Origin of the sequence: Streptomyces sp. UW30 (assembly GCF_008042075.1) — a bacterium.
In the GTDB taxonomy this organism is placed as follows: domain Bacteria; phylum Actinomycetota; class Actinomycetes; order Streptomycetales; family Streptomycetaceae; genus Streptomyces.
Map to the genome: position 1 here is coordinate 813,519 of NZ_RDBN01000053.1, position 17,964 is coordinate 831,482.

Genomic DNA, 17,964 nt, shown 5'->3' on the forward strand with positions numbered 1-17,964 from the left:
GCCGATGTTGTTCACGTCCATCCAGAAGGAGTCCTTCGGGATGACCAGACCGCCCGACGGGTCCGTGTGCCCGCCGAGCGAGAGCGATATCGCGATCAGCAGCCCGCCGACCACAACGAACGGTTCACAGGTGGCGACAGACCGGGACACTACGGAATCTTTGCCCCTTTGAGCCTGCGGCGAGGTGGTGCAGGATGCCTGGAGATCGGAACGAGATCGGGAAGATCTGATCGATCTTGCGGGGCGTCCGGGAGGGCGTTTGCGCACGACAATGGCGTTAGGAGATCGACGTGACCAGTCCGGCCGGCCGTCCCCCCACGGGCAGCGGCAGTGGCGAGCAGAAGCGGCTGAAGCTGCTCGCGGTGACCGCGTGCCCGACCGGCATCGCTCACACGTACATGGCGGCTGAGAAGCTCGCGCAGGCTGCCGAGAGCCGCGGCATCGACATGAAAGTGGAGACCCAGGGATCCATCGGGGCTGAAAACGTCCTCGATGACAACGATGTCAAACATGCCGACGGCATCATCGTCGCCGCGGACAAGGACGTGGACCTGAGCCGTTTCGCGGGCAAGCGGGTGCTGACCGTGGGAGTGGCGGAGGGTATTCGCCACCCCGAGCAGCTGATCGAGCGGGTGATGTCAGCGCCCGTGCACGCGGCAGGGAGCGCTCGCACGGCTCCTGCGGCGGGCGGTGGCAAGGAGCGGAGCGTCGGGTACAAGGCGCTGATGAACGGGGTCAGCTACATGATCCCGTTCGTCGTGGTCGGCGGGCTGCTGATCGCGATATCGCTCTCGCTCGGCGGGCACACGGACCCGTCGGGCGGTCTGGTCATCCCGAAGGACTCCTTCTGGATGGACGTGAACAACATCGGCGTCATCGGCTTCACGCTGATGGTGCCGATCCTGTCCGGTTACATCGCGTATGCCATCGGGGACCGGCCCGCTCTCGTGCCCGGCATGGTCGGTGGCTGGATCGCCAACACCGGTGAGCTGTACGACTCCAAGGCGGGTGCCGGGTTCATCGGGGCGATCGTGACCGGGTTCCTCGCCGGCTATCTGGTCTTGTGGATCAAGAAGGTCAAGGTCCCGAAGTTCGCGCAGCCGATCATGCCGATCATCGTGATCCCGATCGTGGCGACCACGGCGCTCGGGCTTTTCTTCGTCTACGTCATCGGCAAGCCGATCTCCTGGGTGTTCGAGAACCTGACGGACTGGCTCAGCGGGATGACCGGTACGAGCGCGATCCTGCTCGGTGCGATTCTCGGGCTCATGATCGCGTTCGACATGGGCGGGCCGGTCAACAAGACGGCGTTCCTGTTCGGCGCCGGGCTCATCGCGACCGGCAATCAGACCGTCATGGGCATGTGCGCGGCCGCGATCCCGGTCATGCCACTCGGTCAGGGCCTGGCCACGCTGATACGCAAGCGGCTGTACACCGAGCAGGAGCGGGAGACCGGGCTCGCCTCGCTGTTCATGGGCTGCTTCGGCATCTCCGAGGGCGCGATCCCGTTCGCCGCGGCGCGGCCCGCGCAGGTCATCCCCGCCAACATGCTGGGCGGCGCGGTCGCCGGTGCGGTCGCCGGAGTGGCCGGCGTCGAGGACGCGGTGCCGCACGGCGGGCCGATCGTGGCGGTGCTGGGCGCGGTGAGCGGTGTGCCGATGTTCTTCGTGGCCGTGGTGATCGGGTCGGTCGTCACCGCGTTGACGACGGTCGCCCTTGTCGACCTGGGTGAGCGTGGGCGGCGCGAGGACGCGGGCGTCGGTGCGGGTGTGCCCGAGGTTGCGCTGGTCGGGGCGGGCGTCGCAGTGGCGGGCGCTGGTGGTGGCGTAGCCGTCGTGAAGCAGGGGGCCGTGCCCAAGCAGGGCGGTCCGGCCGAAGCGGTCGCAGAGGTCGACTCGGCCGAAAGCGACGACGTCTCGGGGGAGGTTCTCTCCGGGTATCTCACCGCGCAGACCCTGAAGGTCCGGATCGACGCCGGTGACAAGGAGTCCGCCATCCGTGAGATGGCGGAGTTGCTGGCGCGCAGCGGCAAGGTCGCGGATGTGGACGAGTTGGTGGCCACGGCGCTGCGGCGGGAGGCGCAGGGCACGACCGGGCTCGGGGAGGAGATCGCGATTCCGCATGCCAAGACGGATGCGGTGAGCGCGCCTGTCGTCGGGTTCGCGCGGTCCGCGCAGGGCGTCGAGTGGGGCTCGCTGGACGGTACGAAGGCGAGGCTCGTGTTCATGATCGCCGTACCGGAGGCGGCAGCGGGCGATGAGCATCTGCGGATTCTGGCGCTGCTGTCGCGGAAGTTGATGGACGCGGAGTTCCGGGAGCGGCTGCTGGCGGCCGGGGACGAGTCCGCGGTGCTCGGTGTGCTGGGCGAGATCCGGTAGCCGGGGCCAGGAGCGTCGTGTGCGGGCCCGCCGGCCATGGGCTGTGGGCCCGCACGGACGTTCACTGCTGACCGCTACCCTCAGCCGCCGCGGAGGTTCCGCCTGGGGAGGGAGTGCTGATGGGGCAGGCGCGAAGACTCGCGGTCTCGGCGTGGGTGGTGGGCCCGTTGGGGCTGGCGCTCGTGATCGCGTCCGTGCTGTGGCTGCGGACGGGCTATGTGCTGTCCAGCGTGTCGAGCGAGAGCATGCGGCCCACGTACGACATCGGCGACCGGATCGTCGCCGAGCGCGTCGGCGACGAGGTGAAGCGGGGCGACCTGGTGCTGTACACCGCGCCGGAGCGCTACGGCGATCGTGCCGTCATGCAGCGTGTCATCGGCGTCGGCGGCGACCACGTCGTCTGCTGCGAAGGTATGGACACCGCGCGGGAGCGGATCACCGTCAACGGGAAGCCGCTCAGCGAGCCGTACGTGAAGGACGGCATCGCCGACGGGATGCACGGCCCGTACGAAGTGACGGTGCCCGAGGGGCGGCTGTTCCTGCTCGGCGACCACCGTCAGAACTCGCGCGACTCCCGTTTCTTCACCGAGGACCACGGCGGGACGGTGCCCGTCGGCGCGGTCATCGGCCGGGTGACCGACAGCCATGTGATGCCGCTGCTGCTTGCGGCGGCCACCTTGCTCGGGCTCCTTCTCGCCCTCGCCGGTCTCATCCTCGGGGTCGCGGCACGCAACATTCGGCGGCGGCCGGCGGCGCAGGTTGCGTTGTGGCCGGAGCGGTGGTGACGGTCCCGGCCCCGGTCCAAGGGATACGAGGGATACGAGGGACGCGACGAGATACGCGATGGGGCCCGCCGATCGACTCGGCGGGCCCCGTCGCCGTACGGACACATGCCCTACGGCGAGCAGTCGTACGGAACGTCAGTGCTCGGCGTCGCCGTGCTGTGCCGGTCCCCCGGGTGTCGCCTCGCGGTCGGCGCCCTTCGCAGCCTCGGCCTCGCTGTAGATGTCGGGCTCCAGGTAGATGACGCGGGCGATCGGGACGGCCTCGCGGATGCGGGCCTCGGCGGCGTTGATGGCGGAGGCGATCTCGGCGCCCGTGTCGCCCTGCGGGACGGCGATCTTGGCGGCGACCAGGAGCTCCTCGGGGCCGAGGTGGAGCGTGCGCATGTGGATGATGCGCGTGACCACGTCGCCGTCGACGACGGCGGCCTCGATCTTCTGGACGTCCTCGACGCCCGCGGCCTCGCCGAGCAGGAGCGACTTGGTCTCGATGGCCAGGACGACCGCGATCAGGACGAGCAGGATGCCGATGCAGACGGTGCCGATACCGTCCCAGACGCCGTCGCCGGTGAGCAGGGCCAGGCCGACGCCGCCGAGGGCGAGGACCAGACCGACCAGCGCGCCGAGGTCCTCCAGGAGGACGACCGGCAGCTCGGGCGCCTTGGCGTGGCGGACGAACTCCGTCCAGGACTTCTTGCCCCGCAGGACGTTGGACTCCTTGATGGCCGTCCGGAAGGAGAAGGTCTCGGCGATGATCGCGAAGAGGAGAACGCCGACCGGCCAGTACCAGTGCTCGATCTCGTGCGGGTGCTTGATCTTCTCGTAGCCCTCGTAGAGGGCGAACATGCCGCCGACCGAGAACAGGATGATCGAGACGAGGAAGGCATAGATGTAGCGCTCGCGGCCGTAGCCGAAGGGGTGCTGCGGGGTCGCCTCGCGCTGGGCCTTCTTGCCTCCGACCAGCAGCAAGGCCTGGTTGCCGGAGTCGGCGAGCGAGTGCACGCCCTCGGCGAGCATCGACGACGAGCCGCTGAACGCGAACGCCACGAACTTCGATGCCGCGATCGCGAGGTTGGCGGCGAGTGCCGCCACGATCGCCTTGGTACCGCCTGACGCGCTCATGTGTCGCGTTGTCCCTTCGCCTTCGTCTTCGTACGCCCGTGCGTCCGTACGCCGTCCAGGGCGTCGCCGAGGGAGCGCGCGGCCCCCCGCTCGGCTTTGCCCGTCCTTTGCCCGGTGGGCCATTGTTGCAGCCCGGTCCGACAATGGTGCGCCGGGTCGTGAGATGCCCTCGGTCAGGCGAGGACCGTGGCCCGGAAGACCGTGCCGGCTCCGGACACTTCGGCCTTTTCGCCCGCCGGCACGAAGACGGACTGACCGGGCGTCAGCTCGTGCTCCCCGACGCGGACGGCACCCGCCGTGCAGAGCAGGATCTGCGGGGTCGCGCGCGTGAGGTCGTGCGCGACGGTGCCCTCCGGGAGGACGTAGCGGGACAGGCGGAACTCGTCGATCGGCGTCTCGTAGACCTCTTCGCCGTCCGGGGACGCCTCGGGGCGCAGCACGCCCGGGTCGCCCGCCTCGAAGCGGACGACGCGCAGGAGTTCGGGGACGTCGACGTGCTTGGGGGTCAGGCCGCAGCGCAGGACGTTGTCGGAGTTGGCCATGATCTCGACGCCGAGGCCGCTGATGTAGGCGTGCGGGATGCCGGCCCCGAGGTAAAGGGCCTCGCCGGGCTGCAGGCGGACGTGGTTGAGGAGCATGGCGGCGATGACGCCGGGGTCGCCCGGGAAGTGGTGGGCGATGTCGGCGTACGGGGCGTACTCGCCGCCGAGGTGGGCGCATGCGGCCGCGGCCTCGGCGACCGTGCGGGCCATCTCTTCCGGGTCGGCGCCGAGGATCGCGGTGAGCACCTCGCGCAGGGCCGCTTCCTCGGGGTGGGCGTGCAGCAGGTCGACGTACGGCTTGAGGGAGTCGACGCCGAGGCCGTCCAGCGCGTCGGCGGCCTCGATGGGGTCGCGGAAGCCGCACAGGCCGTCGAACTCGGTGAGCGCGCAGATCAGTTCGGGCTTGTGGTTGGCGTCCTTGTAGTTGCGGTGGCCCGCATCCACCGGGATGCCGCGGCGCTCCTCGTCCTCGTAACCCTCCTTCGCCTGCTCCAGGTTGGGGTGCACCTGGAGGGAGAGCGGGGCGCCGGCGGCGAGGATCTTGAGGAGGAAGGGCAGGCGGGGGCCGAACTTCGCGACGGCGGTGGCGCCCAGCTCGCGCTCCGGGTCGGCCTCGATCACCTCGACGAGCGTGCCGCGTTCGGTGCGCGAGGGTGCGCCCGGGTGCGCGCCCATCCACATCTCCGCCTGCGGTTCGCCGGTCGGCTCGACGCCGAGGAGCTTCGCGATCGCGGTGGTGGAACCCCAGGCGTAAGGGCGGATGGTGTTGTCGAGGCGGTCCATGCGGCTGTCTGCCTGCTCTCTCCGGGTAGGCGGGTTCTCTTCGTGCAGGACGCCTGTTCGCCTTGTGTATGCCTGCCGGTTCCTGCGGCGTACGGCTGTCAGGGCGCCCTGGGACAGATCAGGCTCCCGAAGCGAGCGCCAGGTAAACGGCGGCGAAATCCGTGATGGCGATCAGTTCCGCGAGGGTCTCCAACTCGCCGCCGGGCTCCGGCTCCAGCTCGCTGATCGGTGTGTCGTGGCTGAGGGCCAGGTCGCGGGCGGCGGGCGCGGCGGTGATGCCGCCGATCGGACGGTCGCGCAACAGCACCACGCGCGCGTGCAGGGCCGGTGTCTCCTCCACGCGGTCACGGAAGAAGTCGTCGGGGTCCGCGCTCCCCGCGAGCCGGCCGGCGAGCAGGGCGTGGTACGAGGCGAGCGCCTCGGGCAGTTCGGCGACCAGGGCGGGGCGGCCGGAGAGCTCGGCGAGCGCGGCGGCGAAACGGCGGCCGGCCGGCCCGGCGGAGACGCCCTCGGTCCAGATCAGGGGGAGCGAGTCGGCGAGTTCGGCGGCGAGGGTCTTGGCGGGGTTGCTGTACGTCGCGATCGCGGGGCCGCAGCGCTCGGCGATGTGGTCGAGGCGGTCGGCGACCTTGTCGACGGCGTCGGGCGGGGCGGTGATCAGGCCGGTGCGGTCGAGGAGCGCCAGGAGCGGGGTGAGCAGTGCCCACAGGACGCCGGGGGCGGAGGCGGCGAGGGCCTCGTCCTCCTCCTCGTACGGGGCGGTCGCCATCGGTACGAAGAGGCCGTGGTTGCCGTGCATCGCTTCGGTGAGCGGGGAAGCGGCGGGGGCCACGGCGACGACCGTGCAGCCGCGGCGGTACGCCTGCTCGGCGAGCAGGGCCAGGCCGGGCTCGGTGCCGTCGGGGGTGGTGATCAGCAGCAGGTCCACGGAGCCGGCCCAGCCGGGCAGCTCCCAGCGCAGGGCGCCCGCGGCGGGGGCGACGCCGGCCGGGGCCAGTCGGGTGACCGGGCTGGTGGCGCCGGCGAGGGTGCCGAGGAGGTCGGCGACGCAGGTGGCGGCGGCGCCGGGGCCCGCGATGAGGATGGCGCGGGGGCGGCCGTCCGGCTTCAGGTCGTGGACGCCGGCCTCGGCGGCGTGCCGGGCGGCGGTGCGGACGCGGGCGCCGGCTTCGGCCGCGCCGCGGAGCAGGGCACGGCGGTCGGCCTCGGCGAGCGCCTCCGGCGTGTCGAGCAGCGATTCGTCGAGCATGGGCGACAGCCTCCGATCGCCGGGGCGGGTTTGGGCTCTGGTGTGGCGGGGCGTTGTGCCGGTGCGTCTGTGCGGAGTCAGGTCGTCGTGCTCTTTGGCCCCGTGGCCGTGGGCCCGGTTACGCGGGGCGGCGGGCCTCGTCCACGAGCAGGACGGGGATGTCGTCGCGGACCGGGTATGCCAGGCCGCAGTCCTGGCCTGTGCAGATCAGCTCTGCGTCCTGCTCCTTGAGAGAGGCGTGGCAGGCCGGGCAGGCGAGGATCTCCAGGAGGCCGGCTTCCAGCGGCATGGCGGGTCCCTTCTCGGGCGGGGTGGTGTCGGGGTTGGGCTGTGCTGTGTGGTTGGCGTGGGGAGTTTCGCCCCCGCCGCCCCTACCCGTCCCTCCTCCAGGGGCTCTGCCCCTTCGACCCCGGTGCCTTCTGGGGGCTGCCGCCCCCAGACCCGCGCATCGGCCCTGAAGGGGCCTTGTCCTCAAACGCCGGACAGGCTGAAAGATGCCGGCCGGCGTTGAAGGGTGACGCCCCTCAAGAAACACCGCCTGCGCCGCTCACCCCCTGATGATCGCCAATGCCTCGTCCCGTACCTTCGTCATCGTCCGCTCGTCCCGGGCCTCCGCGTTCAGGCGTAGGAGGGGCTCCGTGTTGGAGGGGCGGACGTTGAACCACCAGTCGGCGGTCGTAACCGTCAGGCCGTCCAGCTCGTCCAGTTCCACGCCTTCGCGGCCCTCGTACGCGGCCTTGATCGCGGCGAGGCGGTCTTTCTGGTCGGCGACCGTGGAGTTGATCTCGCCGGAGCCGGCGTAGCGGTCGTACTGGGCGACCAGGCCGGACAGGGGGCCCTCCTGGCCGCCGAGGGCGGCCAGGACGTGGAGGGCGGCCAGCATGCCCGTGTCGGCGTTCCAGAAGTCCTTGAAGTAGTAGTGGGCGGAGTGCTCGCCGCCGAAGATCGCGCCGGACTTCGCCATCTCGGCCTTGATGAAGGAGTGGCCGACGCGGGTGCGGACCGGGGTGCCGCCGTGCTCCTCGACGACCTCGGGGACCGACCAGGACGTGATCAGGTTGTGGATGATCGTGCCCTTGCCGCCGTGCCGGGCGAGTTCGCGCGAGGCCACCAAGGCGGTGACGGCGGACGGGGACACGGGCTCGCCGCGCTCGTCGACGACGAAGCAGCGGTCGGCGTCGCCGTCGAAGGCGAGGCCCAGGTCGGCCGACTCGTCGCGGACCCGCTTCTGGAGGTCGACGAGGTTCGCCGGGTCCAGCGGGTTCGCCTCGTGGTTCGGGAACGTGCCGTCGAGCTCGAAGTACATCGGGACCACGTCCAGCGGGAGGCCCTCGAACACGGTCGGCACGGTGTGGCCACCCATGCCGTTACCCGCGTCGACGACGACCTTGAGGGGGCGGATCGCGGTCAGGTCGACGAGGGAGCGGAGGTAGGCCGCGTAATCCTCCAACGTGTCCCGCTGGGTGATCGTGCCCGGCGTCGCGGTCGTCTCCGGGGCGCCCGACTCGGTCCAGCCCTCGACCAGTTCGCGGATCTCGGCGAGGCCGGTGTCCTGGCCGACCGGGGCGGCGCCCGCGCGGCACAGCTTGATGCCGTTGTACTGGGCCGGGTTGTGCGAGGCCGTGAACATCGCGCCCGGCAGGTTCAGGGCGCCCGAGGCGTAGTAGAGCTGGTCCGTGGAGCACAGGCCGATCTCGGTGACGTCGACGCCCCGGGCCGCCGCTCCGCGTGCGAACGCGCGGGACAGGCCGGGCGACGAGGGGCGCATGTCGTGACCGATCACGATCGCGCTCGCGCCCGTCACCTGGACGAAGGCTGCGCCGAAGAGCTCGGCCAGTGACTCGTCCCACTGGTCCGGGACGACCCCGCGCACGTCGTACGCCTTCACGAGCTGTGACAGATCAGCAGCCACGGCCAACCCTTCTGAAAGTCCTGTCGGTCACCCCAAACTACCCGCCCGCACTGACACTGCGCCGGGTGCCCGCTGAGTGGACCCCGAGCCGTAACCTCAGGTCAGCGCGGACGTCAGGGCAGCATCCAGCCGAGCACCGGCGAACTCTGTCCGACCACGATCAGGCACATCACCAGCAGCAGTCCGAGGCTCCACGGCAGCACCCGCCGCAGCAGGTCCCCTTCCTTGCCCGCGAGACCCACGGCCGCGCACGCGATGGTGAGGTTCTGCGGCGAGATCATCTTGCCGAGCACACCTCCTGAACTGTTGGCGGCGGCCAGGAGTTCCGGCGACAGTCCCGACTCCCGCGCCGCCGTCACCTGCAACGCCCCGAACAGGGCGTTGGCCGAGGTGTCCGACCCTGATACCGCCACCCCGAACCAGCCCAGTACCGGTGACAGGAAGGCGAGCCCGGCCCCGGCCGCCGCCACGAAGTAGCCGATGGTGGCGGCCTGCCCGGACAGGTTCATGACATACGCGAGCGCCAGCACGGACGTCACGGTCAGGATGGCGAACCTCAACTCGTGCACGGTGGCGGCCCACTCCCGGACGGCCACGCGCGCGTGCACCCCCAGAACGACGGCCGTGCACAGCCCGGCGAGCAGCACGAGCGTGCCGCCGGTGGACACGATGGGCCAGCTGAAGACATTGCCGCCGACCGCTTGGCCGTCCGGGTTCACGACGTTCAGGAAGGGCCAGTCGTAGGTCTGGGTCGCCCCGGCCAGCCAGTCCTTGACCACGGGGATCTGGGCGATGGAGAAGATCACGACGATCAGGGCGTACGGCGCGTAGGCCCGCACGACCTCCCCGCGCGGATCGTCCTCGTCCAACTCCTCGCTGCGCGACCCGGTCAGTACGGACGCGCGTACCGCCTCGGTGGCGGGCACGCGCGCGTGCGGCACGGCGACCAGGGCGCCCGCGCCGGCCAAGGCGGCCCCGATGTCGGCGAGTTGGGCGGAGACGTAGTTCGAGGCGGCGAACTGGGCGACGGCGAAGGCGAGGCCGCACACCACGGCGGGCACCCAGGTCTCCCGCAGCCCGCGCCGCCCGTCCACGAGGCCGACCAGCACGAGCGGCACGACGAGCGCCAGCAGGGGCGTCTGACGCCCGACCACGGAAGCCACGTCGTCCAGCGGCAGCCCGGTGACCTGGGCCAGCGTCACCACGGGCGTCCCCATCGCACCGAAGGCGACGGGCGCCGTGTTGGCGACCAGCGCGACCACCGCCGCGCGCACCGGCTCGAACCCGAGCGCCACCAGCATGACCGAGCAGATCGCGACGGGCGCCCCGAAGCCGGCGAGGGCCTCCAGCAGGGCCCCGAAGCAGAAGGCGACGACGAGTGCCTGGATGCGCGGGTCGTCCGACAGCCGCCCGAACGACCGCCGGAGGATGTCGAAGTGCCGCGTCCGGACGGTCATCCGGTACACCCACAGGGCGTTGACGACGATCCACAGGATGGGAAAGAGCCCGAAGACGGCTCCCTGGGCGCCGCTGGAGAGCGCCTGCCCGAGCGGCATGCCGTACGCGAGCCAGGCGACCAGGACGGCCGCCAGCAGCCCTGTGAGCCCTGCGAGATGGGCCTTCATCCGGACCCCGCCGAGCAGGACGAGCACGATCACCAGCGGCAGGGCCGCCACCAGGGCGGACAGTCCCAGTGAGCCTGCTACGGGCTCCAGTTCCTGGACGTACACGGGCGCCTCCCCGGATTCCGCAATACGGAAAGCGATTTCTCGTTCCGGCATACGGAATGGTCGTGTCCGCGACAACGACCCGTCAATGCCTGTGCATCACTCAACGAAACGAAGGCATGAGGACAAGCATGAGGACAGGGGGCAAAGGCGAGAAGGGCGGGGAGACGAAGAGGAGTCAATCGTCAGTTGTCGGGCGAACGGAGCACCCTGAGATGGCCGCGCCGCGCGACCTCCATCGGGTCGGCCCCACGACCGCCGCCCCCGCCGGCCTGCGCCGCCCGCTCCTGCGGACGGGCCGCCTCACGCACCGCGTTGGCAAGCGCTTCCAGGTCGTCCCCGCTCGGGCGGGCCGGAGCGGAACTGTCCAGCAGGCGCACGACCTCCCACCCGCGAGGGGCGGTGAGGCGCTCGGAGTGCTCGGCGCACAGGTCGTAGCAGTGGGGTTCGGCGTAGGTGGCGAGCGGGCCGAGGACCGCGGTCGAGTCGGCGTAGACGTACGTCAGCGTCGCAACGGCGGGACGGCCGCAAGCGGTGCGCGAACAGCGACGTACAGGGCTCACGACGTTGGACGGTACCGCACTCTTGAGCGGGCCGCGACGACTCTCCCCCAGGTCACCCCACCGTGTCGTGCCGTCAAGCACCTCACGCACCCCTCCCGCCACACCCTTCTGACCTGCACAAAAGCCTCGTTGCGAGATGCCGGCGACTTGCAGAACCGGTCACCACTCGCCACAAAACCCAACAATTACCTCGACTTCGACGGTCTCGGAGAGAAGCGGAATCGAGCCCAAGCTTGGCTGGAATGGTCATCTGCCGACATGCCGTACGGGTGACGGGACACCGCTCCCACCACCCCGCCGCGATCGGACACGCACCGGCGGTGAGGACTACGCTTCATCAGTGATGGACACCCCTGTACCGCCCCGTGCCGCAGGCCCCGGGCCCCGCCGACGTGATCGACACGGACGGGGCATGCGCGGCCCTATCGCACCACCCCAGGTCCCGCTCGCCGCCAGCCGCGCCGACGTCTTCGCCGACCTGGTCCAGGACTCGGTGGAACGTCTGGAGCGCCGCTGGCCCCAGCTGACCGACATCGATTTCCTGGTCCTGGAGGTCCCCCGCCTGGACGGCCGCACCTGGAACGACGAGGCGGTCCCCCTGGGCGGCACGATCCCCGCCAACGAGGGACGCCCCGCACGCGTCGTCATCTACCGGCGCCCGGTGGAGATCCGCACCAAGGGCCGGGACGAGCGAGCGGCCCTGGTCCACGAGGTGGTCGTGGAACAGGTCGCGGAGCTGCTGGGCCTCACGCCGGAGACGGTGGATCCCCGCTACGGCGAGGACTGACGACCGTCCGCAGTCGCCGCCCGGCCGGGGCCGGGTGCTACTTCTGCAGCACCGACAGATCCTCATCCGCCTGAGGCACGGCCACCATGCCCCGGTCGTCCGGCAGCGTCTGCACGGTGAAGGCGGACACCCCGTCCTCCGTCACCGCCAGCGTGCGCGACGCGTACACCGGCCCGCCCGACACCGTCTCGACCGTCAGCGCGTACGTGCCCTTCAGGCCGCTCGGCACCGGGATCTCCACCTCCTGGGTGGTACCGCTCTTGACCGTGTACGTCTTCGACGCGGCCGCACCGCCCTCGCTGCCCGCCGACGCGGTCACCTTGACCTTCGCCGTACCGAACGGCGCCGTCACGGACAGCGTCGTGCCCTTCTCGCGGTTGTCGACCACCGTCGCGCGCGAACCGACGGCCCGGCTGGCCGGGATGAACGCCGTCTCCTGCTTGGCCCCCTTGCCACGCACCACGCGCAGCGCCGCGACCACCGGCACGGAGTGATCGGTGGGGGTCAGCACGAGCGACCCCGCCTCCCCGCGCATCACGTCACCGAGGTCCACCGCGCTGGTCATCCCGCCCTTGACGTGCAACGTCTCATTCCCGGCAGGCGTGATCGACCCGGACGGCGCAGCGAGCCGCACCTTCAGATCCGCGTCCGCCTCCCCCGGCGCGAACGCGACCAGTCGCACCGCCGTGGCGTCCTTGGGAATGCCGGGCAGCACCAGGCTCCCCGAGGGATCGGCGGACGCCGCCAGCCAGTCACCGCCGAGCTTGTCGTCCAGGGCCTGCACCGAGGCGCCCACGCGACCGCTGCGCACACTCACGTGCACGGTCACGTTGTCCTGCTTCTCGCTGGTGAGCGTGGACAGGAGTATCGGCTCGCCGGAGTGCGGCTGAACCGTGATCCCCTCCCCCACCGTGGTCTCCAGGGCGCCGTCCTTGCCGTAGAGCTCGATGTCGACGACGGCGGCGGAGTCGTCGGGGTTCGTCAGATGCACGTAGTCCGTACGGTCGGGAGCCGTGCTGGCCCCCGGGAACCAGAACTCCGTGTCCGGCGCGGTGCAGTTGACGCCCTGGAGCCCACGCCCCGTGCCCGCCGCGACCTCCGTGGTCTGCTGCACGGTCCACCCGGGCGCGAACTTCCCGTCGGCGGTCCCGACGAGCGCCGGTGAGTCGGCCCCGGAGGCGTCCTCGCTCACCGGCATCCCGGGCTCCTTGGCCGCCAGGACGGGCTTGTCGGCCTCCGCGGTCTTGCCCCCCTTGGCGCCCTTGTCGGCCTTGTCCGTCTTCTCGTCCTTGCCGCCCTTGCCGTCGGCCGCCGGTCCCGACCCCTCCCCCGCGGACAGCAGTGCAGCCTTCCCGTCGCTCGCCGTCCCCTTGGTGACCGGCGTGAACGAGGTGTACGTCGTCTCCGCGAGGTCCGAGATGCTCGGCGCCGGGCACACCAGGCTCGTGCGCTCCACCGGCAGCTCGGCAGCCGCCTTCGCGGTGTTCGCGCCGGACGCGGCGGGCGACGTCAGCGCCGCGAACCCGGTGACGGCGGCCAGGGCGCCGACGCCGGCGATCAGGGACAGGGTGGTGCGGTTCACTGCTGGCTCCCGTCGGAACGCTCGCTGCCGTGCTGCTGCTGCGCCGGGTCGTATGCCGCGTCGTAGCCCTGCTGGTAGGTCTGGTCGTACGAGGGGTCGTACGCCCCGCCCTGCGACTGACCGCCGTACGCGTACGGGTCGTACTGGCCGCCCTGATACGGATCCGCCTGATACGTCTGGTCATAGGCGTCGCCGGCCGGATACTGCTGCTGGCCGCCCTGGTACTGCTCGCCGCCGTAGCTGCCGTACTCGGCGCTCGCGTAGTGGGGTGTGTCCCACTCTCCGTATGGGGTCTGCTGCGGAATCGCCGGGGACGGCTCCTGAGTGGGAGGGGGCGGGAACTCCTCGCCCTGGCCGCCCTCTTCGGCCTCGGCCTGGGCGCGCAGCCGGCGGGCCCGGCGTCCCTCGCCCGCCATGGCCTCGGCCGGGACGGGCGCCTCCTCGGGCAGGTCGTCGTCGATGTCACGACGCCGTCCGGGCAGCGCCATCACGACGAGCACGAGGGCGAGGAAGCCCTGGGCCCACAGCCAGACGGTGTGGCCGATCGGGTCGTCGTAGGTGACGTCCAGCCTGCCGCCCTCGGCGGGCAGTTCGAAGCCCTGGGCCCAGCCGTCGACCGTGGTCGGGGTGAGCTCCTTGCCGTCCAGGGTGGCCGTCCACCCGTCGTCGGTGCTGTCGGCGAGACGCAGGACCCGCCCGTCGGCGCCGGCCGGAATCGTGGCGTGGATTTCGACGGGCCCGGCGGCGACCGGCGCGGGCTCACCGGCACCGGCCGCCCCCGATCCGGCACCCGCGACGATGGCCGCCCGGGACACCTGCCGGTCGATCCGCCACAGCGCGCTGCCGTTCTGCTCGCTCAGTCGCGACAGCCCCGGCGTGGCGTCCAGCACACGCGTGACGTCGCGCGGCGCCCCCTTGTGGACGAGGACGTAGCGCACCGCGAACGCGCCCAACTGGTCCGCCTGGTCCGCGCCGGATCCGGCGACGAGGTTGGCGACGATCTTGTCGAGCTTGGCGTTCTCCCCGTCGGCCACGGCGAGTTCGGCGTCGCCGAGGCGGGCGCCGGAGCCGCGCACCAGCATGTAGCCGACATGGGCCGGGGAGTCGCTGTCGAGGACGAGGGTGCGGGCCTGGTCGCGGGTGCCGCTCTCCTCGGCGACGAACGCGGGCACCTGCACGGGATCACGCCGCTCCACCGGTCCGTCGGCACCGCCGATCATCCAGCCGGCGGCGACGAGCAGCGGGCCCGCCGCCGCGGTGAAGGCGATCAGCGCGGCGACCGGCTGACGCCAGCCGAAACTCTGCTCGGCCACGCGCGAGCGGGCCCCGTCGGCGCCGAGCAGCGCGGCGGCCAGGAGGGCGATGCCGTAGACGAGGGTCGCGGGACCGGCCCACGTGGAGCTGTTGGACAGGACCGCGAAGACGAAGCCGAGCAGGGCGACCGCCCAGGCCGTCCGGATGCCCAGCTGGCGCTCGGAGCGCAGCAGGGCGGCCAGCGCGGCCAGCACGACGCCGATGAGCATCAGCCCGCTGACGGTGCCGGGCCCGCCTGGGCTGGCGCCGAGGAGGTCCAGGGCGGAGGCGGCCGAGGAGCCGTACTCCAAGCCGGCCTCGCGGAAGAAGCCGAACGGAAGCAGCGACAGCGACCAGGGCGCGAGCACCAGCAGGGGCACCCCGAACTGGGCCAGGAAGCGCAGGCCGTACGCGGTGATCTCGGTGCGCCGCACCACCAGCAGCCCGATGCCGAGGAGCAGCGCGATCGGCCACACGATCGGCGTGAAGGCCGTGGCGATCGTCAGCAGCAGTGCGTACGCCCAGGTCGCGCGCCAACTGCCGCGCGCGCCGGAGCTGTTCGCCAGGCCGCTGGCCGCGATGCCCGCGCGGGCGATGAGCGGCAGCAGGACGGCGAGTACGGCGGTACCGATGCGGCCGCCGGCGAGGGCGCCGGTGGCGGCGGGCAGGAAGGCGTAGACGACGGCCGCCCACGCGCGCAGCAGGCGCGACTCGACGAGCGGGCGGGAGGCGAAGTAGGCGGTGAATCCGGCCAGCGGCACCGAGCAGACCAGCAGCAAGGTGACCGCGAATCCGGTCGAGCCCAGCAGGGCGGAGGCGAGCATCGCCACGAGCGCGAGATACGGCGGCGCGGACGGGGTGCCGCCGGCGCCCACCGGATGCCAGGCGTCGAGGTAACGGGACCACAGCTCGCCGGATTCGGCCGGGGCGGGCAGCAGGGCGCCGCCCGCGAGGGCACCGCTGCCGAGGAGCTGGCGGCAGGCGATCAGCGAGACGAACAGCAGCACCAGGAAGAGCACCGGGCCGGGCTTGCGGGCGATGCGCTTGAGGCGCGCGAACTGTTCTATCTCCAGGAAGTCGGCGTCGTCGCCGCCGGGTCCGGACTCGACCGCGCTGCCGTGCCGTCCCGCTCCGGAGGCCACTTCGGGGTCGGAGCTGCCGGTGAGGTTGCTCGCGACCTGCTCGACGGTGGCCCGCACGGTCGCGCCGGGCGGCGGGAACAGGGCCCGCAGCTCGCCCTTGTCGATGACGGGACTCCCGCGCCTGCGCCGTCCGGCGATGATCCGCTCGGGGCGCAGCAAGGTGCCCATGAGGCCGCGGATCTCGTCGAGGGCCTGTCCGGGGACCTTGCCGACGAGGTAGGCGAGCGTGCGCAGGACCGTGCCGAACACCAGGCGCAGGAGCACCCAGGGCAGCACGGCCGTACGCGTGTTGACGAGCAGGGTGTAGACGGCGCCCGCCTTGTCGACCTTGTGCGGTGAGGCGGCGGTGCGGCCCACGCAGTCGACGGTGCGGCGCTCGCGGGAGGACGCCTCGGCGTGTCGTACGACCGCCTCGGGGGCGACGAGGACGCGGTGCCCGGCGGCCGTGGCACGCCAGCACAGGTCGACGTCGTCGCGCATGAGGGGCAGTCGCCGGTCGAAGCCGCCGAGCTCCTCGAAGACGTCGCGCCGGACGAGCATGCCGGCGGTGGAGACGGACAGCACGGGGCGCACGTGGTCGTGCTGGCCCTGGTCCTGTTCGCGGCGGTCCAGGCCGGTCCAGCGGCGGCCGGAGTGGGCGATGGTGACGCCGACCTCGAGGAGCTGGCGGCGGTCGTACCAGCCGCGCAGCTTCGGGCCGACCACGGCGACATCGTCGCGCCCCAGCTCGTGCTCGTTCTCCACGACGCGCAGCAGCTGGGCCAGGGCGTCGGGTTCGGGGGCGCAGTCGTCATGCAGCAGCCACAGCCACTGGACCGGTTCCCCGTGCGGCAGTTCGGGCATGTCGTAGGCGTCGTCGCGCCAGGTGCGCGTGACGGGGTCCCAGCCGCTGGGCCGTTTCAGATACGGCAGCTCGTCCGGGGTGAGGAGGGGCGCGGTGCGGTGGGCCTCCTCGACGGCCTGGCCGAATCCGGTGCGCCGGGCGAGGTGCAGTACGCGGTCGTCGCCGAGGGCGTCGGTGACCAGCTGCGCGGACTGGTCCGCGCTGCCGGTGTCGGCCGCGACGGCGAACTGGACGGGGCGCTCCTGGCCGAGCAGCCCGGCGAGCACGTCGGGCAGCCAGCGGGCGCCGTCGTGGGAGACGAGCACCGCCGTCACCACATGACGCGGGAACTCAGGTGTGGCAGCGGCGTCGTGATGGGCTGCCGTGTGGCTGTGCACGGACATCGAGGTACGGGCCCCGGTTCGATGGACTGCGGTGGACGCCTGTGTCCCCGGGGGACAGCGGGGCGTCTCGGACGAGCGACCACACTATCGGCTGGGCATCACGTCGGCCCGCCGCCTGTGGATAACCCACCTGCGACGGGCCGTTCGAGACCTGTTCGAGACGTATGTATGTGCGGATGCGGCCGAGGCAGGCCCGCGCAGCGGTCAGACGGCCGCCTTCTTCAGCCGGCGGCGCTCCCGCTCGGACAGACCGCCCCAGATGCCGAAGCGCTCGTCGTTGGCGAGGGCGTATTCGAGGCACTCGGAGCGGACCTCACAGGCGAGGCAGACCTTCTTGGCCTCGCGGGTGGAGCCGCCCTTCTCGGGGAAGAAGGACTCGGGGTCGGTCTGGGCGCACAGCGCGCGCTCCTGCCAGCCGAGTTCCTCGTCCGCGTCGTCGACCAGCAGTTGCTGCACCAGCTCGGTCATGTGCGCCCCTCGTCTGTCTTTCGCGTCCCCGTGATGCGGCCGTTACCGATTCCGGCTGAACGACACGAGTGAAATTACAAGTGTGCTGCTCCGGGCGAGTCAAGCCGAGATCTGCTATTGAGCCCCTTATTCACTCTGCGGAACCAAGGCCTAGCGGAAAGTGTTCAAATCGGCATAAACCTTGACAGGCAGACAAGACCCCGGAGGGCGTACGCCTCTCCGCAGAGCCTGTACGGAAAAGGACGCCCAGAAGTTCGATCTCGTTGCACACACCCGCAGAAGCGAACCGGATCACAGTCGGATCACAGGATCACAACGACGCTCGTGCGCCCGGTTGTGCGCCATGTCTCCCGACCGCCCCATGAACAAACCTTTCGCCACGGAGATGCACCGGATGAGGTGAAACC

General features: G+C 71.3%; 13 protein-coding genes. 3 read left to right on the top strand and 10 right to left on the bottom strand.

The features are described from left to right. Positions 1 to 290 precede the first annotated feature (290 nt). Together EAO75_RS37935 and lepB are read left to right on the top strand one after the other, a co-directional pair. The gene (locus tag EAO75_RS37935) at positions 291 to 2,378 is read left to right on the top strand and encodes a fructose-specific PTS transporter subunit EIIC (protein ID WP_147999634.1); all 2,088 of its coding nucleotides are present in this window, start codon (positions 291 to 293) and stop codon (positions 2,376 to 2,378) included. Between the two features lie 119 nt (positions 2,379 to 2,497). Continuing rightward, complete coding sequence (lepB, locus tag EAO75_RS37940) at positions 2,498 to 3,163, top strand: signal peptidase I (protein ID WP_147999635.1); 666 nt, start codon at positions 2,498 to 2,500, stop codon at positions 3,161 to 3,163. A gap of 135 nt (positions 3,164 to 3,298) precedes the next feature. Here lepB and EAO75_RS37945 read toward each other — a convergent pair whose 3' ends face one another. The 7 genes from EAO75_RS37945 to EAO75_RS37975 form a co-directional block, all read right to left on the bottom strand. Then, on the bottom strand, positions 3,299 to 4,282 hold the full coding sequence (locus EAO75_RS37945) for a cation diffusion facilitator family transporter (protein ID WP_147999636.1): 984 nt from the start codon (positions 4,280 to 4,282) through the stop codon (positions 3,299 to 3,301). Positions 4,283 to 4,455: 173 nt separating this feature from the next. Then, entirely contained in the window at positions 4,456 to 5,607 is a 1,152-nt protein-coding gene (manA, locus tag EAO75_RS37950; RefSeq protein ID WP_147999637.1) for a mannose-6-phosphate isomerase, class I, read from the bottom strand. Between the two features lie 118 nt (positions 5,608 to 5,725). Beyond that, positions 5,726 to 6,856, bottom strand: a complete 1,131-nt coding sequence (locus EAO75_RS37955) for an SIS domain-containing protein (RefSeq protein ID WP_147999638.1) — start codon at positions 6,854 to 6,856, stop codon at positions 5,726 to 5,728. Between the two features lie 118 nt (positions 6,857 to 6,974). Further along, positions 6,975 to 7,145: a Trm112 family protein gene (locus tag EAO75_RS37960; protein WP_147999639.1), complete on the bottom strand. Its 171-nt coding sequence runs from the start codon at positions 7,143 to 7,145 to the stop codon at positions 6,975 to 6,977. Positions 7,146 to 7,403: 258 nt separating this feature from the next. After that, positions 7,404 to 8,768, bottom strand: coding sequence for a phosphomannomutase/phosphoglucomutase (locus tag EAO75_RS37965; RefSeq protein WP_147999640.1), 1,365 nt, complete (start codon positions 8,766 to 8,768; stop codon positions 7,404 to 7,406). Positions 8,769 to 8,881: 113 nt separating this feature from the next. Then, complete coding sequence (locus tag EAO75_RS37970; RefSeq protein ID WP_147999641.1) at positions 8,882 to 10,498, bottom strand: L-lactate permease; 1,617 nt, start codon at positions 10,496 to 10,498, stop codon at positions 8,882 to 8,884. Between the two features lie 182 nt (positions 10,499 to 10,680). Beyond that, the gene (locus EAO75_RS37975; RefSeq protein WP_256333189.1) at positions 10,681 to 11,058 is read right to left on the bottom strand and encodes a DUF3499 domain-containing protein; all 378 of its coding nucleotides are present in this window, start codon (positions 11,056 to 11,058) and stop codon (positions 10,681 to 10,683) included. 343 nt (positions 11,059 to 11,401) lie between these two features. Between EAO75_RS37975 and EAO75_RS37980 the strand changes: the two genes are divergently transcribed. After that, positions 11,402 to 11,845, top strand: a complete 444-nt coding sequence (locus tag EAO75_RS37980; protein ID WP_148000521.1) for a metallopeptidase family protein — start codon at positions 11,402 to 11,404, stop codon at positions 11,843 to 11,845. Positions 11,846 to 11,882: 37 nt separating this feature from the next. On the opposite strand, the gene EAO75_RS37985 is transcribed toward EAO75_RS37980, so the two are convergent. The 3 genes from EAO75_RS37985 to EAO75_RS37995 form a co-directional block, all read right to left on the bottom strand. Next, the gene (locus EAO75_RS37985) at positions 11,883 to 13,427 is read right to left on the bottom strand and encodes a DUF5719 family protein (protein ID WP_147999642.1); all 1,545 of its coding nucleotides are present in this window, start codon (positions 13,425 to 13,427) and stop codon (positions 11,883 to 11,885) included. Next, a complete protein-coding gene (locus EAO75_RS37990) occupies positions 13,424 to 17,089 on the bottom strand; it encodes a glycosyltransferase family 2 protein (RefSeq protein ID WP_147999643.1) in 3,666 nt (1,221 codons plus the stop codon). Before EAO75_RS37990 ends, EAO75_RS37985 begins: the two co-directional genes overlap by 4 nt. A 204-nt stretch (positions 17,090 to 17,293) precedes the next feature. Next, entirely contained in the window at positions 17,294 to 17,557 is a 264-nt protein-coding gene (locus tag EAO75_RS37995) for a WhiB family transcriptional regulator (RefSeq protein WP_003975777.1), read from the bottom strand. Positions 17,558 to 17,964 lie beyond the last annotated feature (407 nt).

What these genes read in the sequence shown, in the direction of transcription:
- lepB (WP_147999635.1), top strand. Translation starts at nt 2,498, where the DNA reads ATGGGGCAGGCGCGAAGACTCGCGGTCTCGGCGTGGGTGGTGGGCCCG.
- EAO75_RS37945 (WP_147999636.1), bottom strand. Translation starts at nt 4,282, where the DNA reads ATGAGCGCGTCAGGCGGTACCAAGGCGATCGTGGCGGCACTCGCCGCC.
- manA (WP_147999637.1), bottom strand. Translation starts at nt 5,607, where the DNA reads ATGGACCGCCTCGACAACACCATCCGCCCTTACGCCTGGGGTTCCACC.
- EAO75_RS37955 (WP_147999638.1), bottom strand. Translation starts at nt 6,856, where the DNA reads ATGCTCGACGAATCGCTGCTCGACACGCCGGAGGCGCTCGCCGAGGCC.
- EAO75_RS37960 (WP_147999639.1), bottom strand. Translation starts at nt 7,145, where the DNA reads ATGCCGCTGGAAGCCGGCCTCCTGGAGATCCTCGCCTGCCCGGCCTGC.
- EAO75_RS37980 (WP_148000521.1), top strand. Translation starts at nt 11,402, where the DNA reads ATGGACACCCCTGTACCGCCCCGTGCCGCAGGCCCCGGGCCCCGCCGA.
- EAO75_RS37990 (WP_147999643.1), bottom strand. Translation starts at nt 17,089, where the DNA reads ATGTCCGTGCACAGCCACACGGCAGCCCATCACGACGCCGCTGCCACA.
- EAO75_RS37995 (WP_003975777.1), bottom strand. Translation starts at nt 17,557, where the DNA reads ATGACCGAGCTGGTGCAGCAACTGCTGGTCGACGACGCGGACGAGGAA.